The 5,685-nt window shown below is 37.9% G+C and carries 5 protein-coding genes; all 5 read right to left on the reverse strand.

From position 1 onward, the window contains the following. Positions 1-390: 390 nt before the first annotated feature. A complete protein-coding gene (locus R2S57_RS30060; protein WP_316848603.1) occupies positions 391-1,509 on the reverse strand; it encodes a TlpA disulfide reductase family protein in 1,119 nt (372 codons plus the stop codon). A 120-nt stretch (positions 1,510-1,629) separates the two neighbouring features. Further along, the gene (locus R2S57_RS30065; protein WP_316848604.1) at positions 1,630-2,523 is read right to left on the reverse strand and encodes a DUF4835 family protein; all 894 of its coding nucleotides are present in this window, start codon (positions 2,521-2,523) and stop codon (positions 1,630-1,632) included. Then, positions 2,520-3,716: a bifunctional phosphopantothenoylcysteine decarboxylase/phosphopantothenate--cysteine ligase CoaBC gene (gene coaBC, locus R2S57_RS30070; RefSeq protein ID WP_316848605.1), complete on the reverse strand. Its 1,197-nt coding sequence runs from the start codon at positions 3,714-3,716 to the stop codon at positions 2,520-2,522. The genes R2S57_RS30065 and coaBC overlap by 4 nt, the downstream gene beginning before the upstream one ends. Positions 3,717-3,788: 72 nt before the next feature. After that, positions 3,789-4,118, reverse strand: coding sequence for a DNA-directed RNA polymerase subunit omega (locus R2S57_RS30075; RefSeq protein ID WP_316848606.1), 330 nt, complete (start codon positions 4,116-4,118; stop codon positions 3,789-3,791). A 3-nt stretch (positions 4,119-4,121) separates the two neighbouring features. After that, positions 4,122-5,069 carry an outer membrane protein assembly factor BamD gene (locus tag R2S57_RS30080; protein ID WP_316848607.1) on the reverse strand — a complete coding sequence of 316 codons (948 nt, stop codon included), beginning with the start codon at positions 5,067-5,069 and terminating at the stop codon, positions 4,122-4,124. Positions 5,070-5,685: the final 616 nt, after the last annotated feature.

The raw sequence follows: 5,685 nt of genomic DNA on the forward strand, positions 1-5,685 counted from the left end.
AAAAGCAGGACTAGCTTTAATTGAAATGCTGATGCTGATTTTCTAAAAATTGAACATTTTAATTGGACAACAAAATGATAGGGAAATTCCATTATGTATTAAACCTATAAAGGGATAATTGTTTAAACTGATTAATCGGTTAATTGATGAGACACGGTCTACAATTAAAATTCAATTGTGAAGTTAAACCTATAAAGGGTTAATTGTTTAAACTGGTTAATCGGTTAACTGATGAGGCACGGTCTACAATTAAAATTCAATTGTGTAGTTAAACCTATAAAGGGTTAATTGTTTAAACTAGTTAATCGGTTAACTAAGGGCATGGTGTACAATTAACCGATTTGAACAATTAACCAGTTAACCCAAAAACCAGTTTACCAATTTTATCAATTATTTACCGCCTAACAATTCGGCCATTTTATCGCGTAGTTGTTTTCCTTTAATATCCTTGGCAATTATTTTTCCGCTAGGATCTATAAGTACATTTGATGGGATGGAAGTAATGCCATAAAGTTTAACCGCTTCATTTTCTTTCTTAAGATCAGATACCTGCATCCAGGGCAAGTGATCTTCCTTGATGGCATTTAGCCAGTTCGCTTTATCGGTATCGATCGATACGCTTAGCACAATAAAACTTTTTGTCTTATACAGTTCATATACAGCCGAAACATTAGGATTTTCTTCCCTGCAAGGTTGACACCAGGAAGCCCAAAAATCAACAAGAACATATTTATTCAGATAGGATGAAAGTTTAACGGGCTTGCCATTTATATCATTCTGAGTAAAGTCTTTTGCCATCATCCCAACTGAAATCTTTTTCCCTTCCTTAATCCTGTTGGCAATTTCTAAACCTTCTGGCATGGCTTTGAGCACAGCAGATAATTTGGCAAAACTTTGTTCTACCTCTGATAGATACTTACTGGAGCGTGCCATTTTAACTAAAGCGAATAAGCTTACATAAGAATTTGGATGTGTGTCTACAAAATTAAATTGGATGGGAAAAGTTTCATCATATGCATCTATAATATGTGCTTTTGTTAGGTTTACCAAGGCTGTATCTTTCAATTCCTCTGCGCTTAGTTTATTTGGGTCTTTTAATTTTCTTGTTTTTTCTGTCAGAGGCCTTAATGCCGCACAAAGTGAGGCATAATCATTATTTAATGGAGTCCCCGAAATAATGGAATTGTTTAAAGTATCTGGAGAATGCAGTGTAATCTGCCCTGATTCGATGTAAACATCAAACGCATCAAATAGTTCGGATGCGTAACGAGGGTTGTCATTTCGGCAAATATAGCCTCTCACTTTAGTTTTAAAAGTTCCTTTAAACTCAAACGATCCTTTGTTTACTAAAGTAGAATCTTGAATTAACTGATCACCTTGCCTAAAAGATAAAAACATCTTATCACCATCTTTATAAGCCTTGCCAAAGCCTTTAATTTTAAATGAAGATTGCGCCAGTAGGTTTAATGGTAAAAGACAGATCGTAATTAATAAAAATCTTTTCATCATTTTTAGAAACTATATTTAGGCCATCCAATGCGTTATAGCGGTTAACCGTTGAAAATGGTTAACTGATAGGCACGATGTACAATTAACCAATTTAAACAATTAACCAGTTAACCAAAAAATCTAATTCCTCTTCAGTCCCTCGTATTTACCAATATTCGCCGGATCAATATCGGCCAACATGTTGTAGGCTTTCATACGTTCCTGTCCGTTGAGTTTAGAAAGTACATTCGTTACTTCTTCTGCTTTAGAGGCGAAATAAACATTTGGGAAAATGGAGCCCAGTTTCTGTTTGTCCATTTGTTGCAGAGCGGGCAGGGCGGCAACAATTTGAGTTAGTCCTTTATCATTGTCGGTAAGCTGATCCAGGCCGCTTAAATGATAACTGTAAATGAAATTACGGAGCTCGGCAAAAATTGGGTTCAAAACATTTTCGTTGAACCAAAAACGGTTGCGTAAACCATCGGCTGCTCTCCAACCGGTGTTTCCCGAAGCCTGGGCCAAATTGATAATATTTTGTGCTTTTTTATAAAAAGGGGTTCCGCCCATTTTGCTAAAACTATCTTTATCCATACCAATAATGGTATATGCATAGTAGGAGAGAAGGGCACTGATATTGGAGATGTAGTTCTGATCAGAAAAATCGATTGTGGAGCCGTCGTTAAAACTAAAATCGAAATTTTTATCGCTCATGTTTAACAAGGTGCTGTTATAAGAACTGTTAAAAACCGGGCGACTGCTCTGAATCTGCGCTTCGGCGGTATAACCAGATCCGCCATCCCAGGAGTTGATGGTGATGATAAAACTGCAATCAATGCGTTCCTGAGGTTTATAACTTTCGTTACTGAACTTGTTGTTATTTAAAAAATCGCGGATTGTTTTTTGTAAAGCCTCTATAGTTGGTTTACTGATATTCGAAACCTGGGGCGCCAGCAAAGTTACCCTTGCATTTAACTCCTGCGCCTGCAGTTTGCCAAAACCAACCAATAACAATATCCAAACAATCTTTTTTATCATTTCGTAATTTTTAAAATGGCAGCACATATATCTTTAGCCACGTCTGTTTTCGATTTCGTTTCAAATATAGTCCGTTCTAAAGCTTTGTTAAAAATAGTAATTTTATTGGTATCCGATTTAAAACCTGCACCTTTATCATTTAAAGAATTTAAAACAACCAGGTCTAAATTTTTCTTCTCCAGTTTGCCTTTGGCATAATTTTCTTCATCATTGGTTTCTAAAGCAAAACCCACTAAAATTTGATGTGCTTTTTTTGTTGCACCTAAAGACGCGAGGATATCCGTAGTTTTTTCCAGTTCCAGAACCAGATCGCCATCTTGTTTTTTGATTTTTTGAGTCGAAACCGATTTCGGACGGTAGTCGGCCACAGCGGCACACATCACGGTAATATCTGTTTCAGGGAATAAGGATGAACAGGCATCGAACATATCCTGCGCACTCACCACATCAATTCTTTTTAAAGTTTGAGTCGCCTTTTGTGCAGTTGGTCCGGCAATTAAGGTAACCTCAGCACCAAGTTTTGACAATTCATCTGCAAGTGCAAAACCCATTTTGCCAGATGAATGGTTGCCTATAAAACGTACAGGATCTATAGCTTCATAAGTAGGGCCAGCAGTTACCATTATCTTTTTGCCAAATAAGGGCATCGATTTTTTTATGGCACTATCCAGAAAAGAAACGATTTCTTCAGGTTCGGCCATTCGGCCCTCACCCCAAAGGCCACTGGCAAGTTCGCCATTGGCAGGCGCGATAACCGTATTGCCAAAACTGATGATCTTTTGGATATTGCCTTGGGTCGTTTCGTGTTTCCACATATCCAGATCCATTGCCGGGGCAACATAAACGGGACATTTAGCCGAAAGATAAACCGCAGTTAGTAAATTATCGCAGATTCCCGTTGCCAGTTTGGCCAGGGTATTGGCACTTATCGGAGCGATGATCATTAAATCGGCCCACAGTCCTAATTCGACATGGTTGCTCCATACACCAGTTTCTTCTTCGAAGTATTGGGTATAAACAGGGTTTTTAGAAAGCGTAGCAAGGGTAAGTGGTGTAATGAAATTAGCACCATCAGGGGTAAGGATAACCTTAACGTTTGCACCAGCTTTAACGAGCAATCGAACCAAAAATGCCGATTTATATGCCGCGATGCTACCGCAAACGCCAAGGATTATATTTTTATTTTTTAGCATAGCGTGTTGGGCATGGGGCATAGAGCATTGATATGCTTATAAAACTGCGCCATGCTCTTTGCCCTCTGCTAATTACTTTTGTTGTTCTTTAGCAGGATTTCTGTGATAAATTTTTTCATTCAAAAATTCATCAATAGCAACCAAAACAGGCTTAGGCATACGCTCGTAGTGTTTGCTGATTTCAATCTGCTCGCGGTTTTCGAAAATTTCTTCTAAATTATCGTTGCTCGAAGCAAATTCTGCCAATTTACCGTGTAACTCTTCTTTAACGTTGTTCGAAATCTGATTTGCTCTTTTAGCAATAACAACTAAAGATTCGTATAAGTTATCTGTAGTTTTATCTAAATCGTGTACGTTTCTGGTTACTGTAGTATTTGGTACAGCAGGTTTGTTAGTATTCATGTATTACTTGTTTTTAATATTCGTGTTATCAGCGTTAGTTGGTTTTTGAGAAATGGTATCTTTTAGTTTACCAGTTCTAATCAACATCTGCTTGTATTTTTCCTGATCAGCTGCATATAATGCAAGTTCCTGTTTTGTAGCCACTATACCGGCGTCAACATCCTCTTTAAGCAGTTTTGCCTCTTTGGTAAATTTGCTGTCTGGGTGATTTTCAGTAAACTCTGTATACAAAGCATTAGCTTCGTTATAGCGGTCTTCCTGACGGATTACATAACTGTTTTTAGCATATAAATATTGTGCCTTAATCATTAAAAAGTCCATTTCCTCAGCATATTTAATATCCGGGAAATCTCTTTGTGCGTTTTTTAAAGCGATAACCGCTGCTCTATAGTTATCTACGTTACTTGGTCCGGTAGTTAAATACATTTTAGCGTTTTCAAAAGCTTTATCCTCTAATTTACCCCTTAATGTGGCAATATATTTACCGGCGGCAGCAGCGCGGTCACTGGTAGGGTATAAGTTGATAAACAATTGTAAGGCATCAATAGCCTTATAGGTGTTTTCCTGATCTAAAGAGAAAGCCGGAGATTCTAAATAGAAACAATAAGCACCCATGTACCTGGCTTCTTCAGCATTTTTACTTGCCGGATAAGTATCGGCAAAACTTTTAAACTGGTATCTGGCCGTTGTATAATCACTTAACCTATATAGTGTATAAGCATAATAATAGTTTAGATCCTCAGCTTCTGCACGGCCACGGTATTTTTGAGAAAGATCCTCAAAAAGCACCAATGCTTTACTGTAATCGCGTTTATTATACAAACGAAGAGCCTCCTGATATTTTTTTGCAACGTCGTTACTCGCTCTCAATTTCTCGAAACGACTTTTACAACCCGCAATACCCAAAGCGGCAACAAATACTAAAATAATTAAGTGTTTAACTTTAAACATTCTGCAAAGATAATTAATAATACGATAACATCAATAAAAACAATTGGCCGCTAAGCTATGCAAAGCAATTCAGTACAATATAACAGTTAACAATTTTTAACATATATAAAGGAGTGTATTTATCTGTGGCATTCATTGCATATAATATATATCCGATAGCTTCCAAAGTTTTGAGGTGCCAGGCGTAAGGGAAACTTCGGAAGGCTGTTCGGGTTGGGTCCGTTATTCTTATACTATATAGTGTGCTTGTTTTTTTTTAGCAAAGCAGAGGCAGTGCTGCTATATAAGTACAGTCCCGCCCTTTGTTCCAAATCCTCGGTTCGTTCCTCACCTGTGGGTTTTCCACTATAGTCGGGTTTATCTGGCAGGGTCTTCCTGATTTTCAAACGGCTGGGTGCAGGGAAAACTTCGGAAGCCTGAGGGGTCGGCAGCCCCATGAACAACGTTTTCTCCAAAAAGTTTTACCCTGCCCGTTATTTTTTCTTCTTGAAAACCATGCACTTACCTTAAACTCTGCGTTTATAGTGATATTTTGTTTGTGCGTACGGTAAAATTCCCTACTTTTGCATCCCGCTTCGGAGGAAGGGTTTTGAATGAAAGGATAGCATGGGAGATT

It is taken from the genome of Pedobacter psychrodurus, assembly GCF_032678585.1.
GTDB lineage: Bacteria > Bacteroidota > Bacteroidia > Sphingobacteriales > Sphingobacteriaceae > Pedobacter > Pedobacter psychrodurus_A.

Excerpts from the sequence above, each read along its gene's own strand:
- R2S57_RS30080 (WP_316848607.1), bottom strand. The coding sequence starts at position 5,069 with ATGTTTAAAGTTAAACACTTAATTATTTTAGTATTTGTTGCCGCTTTG.
- coaBC (WP_316848605.1), bottom strand. The coding sequence starts at position 3,716 with ATGCTAAAAAATAAAAATATAATCCTTGGCGTTTGCGGTAGCATCGCG.
- R2S57_RS30065 (WP_316848604.1), bottom strand. The coding sequence starts at position 2,523 with ATGATAAAAAAGATTGTTTGGATATTGTTATTGGTTGGTTTTGGCAAA.
- R2S57_RS30075 (WP_316848606.1), bottom strand. The coding sequence starts at position 4,118 with ATGAATACTAACAAACCTGCTGTACCAAATACTACAGTAACCAGAAAC.
- R2S57_RS30060 (WP_316848603.1), bottom strand. The coding sequence starts at position 1,509 with ATGATGAAAAGATTTTTATTAATTACGATCTGTCTTTTACCATTAAAC.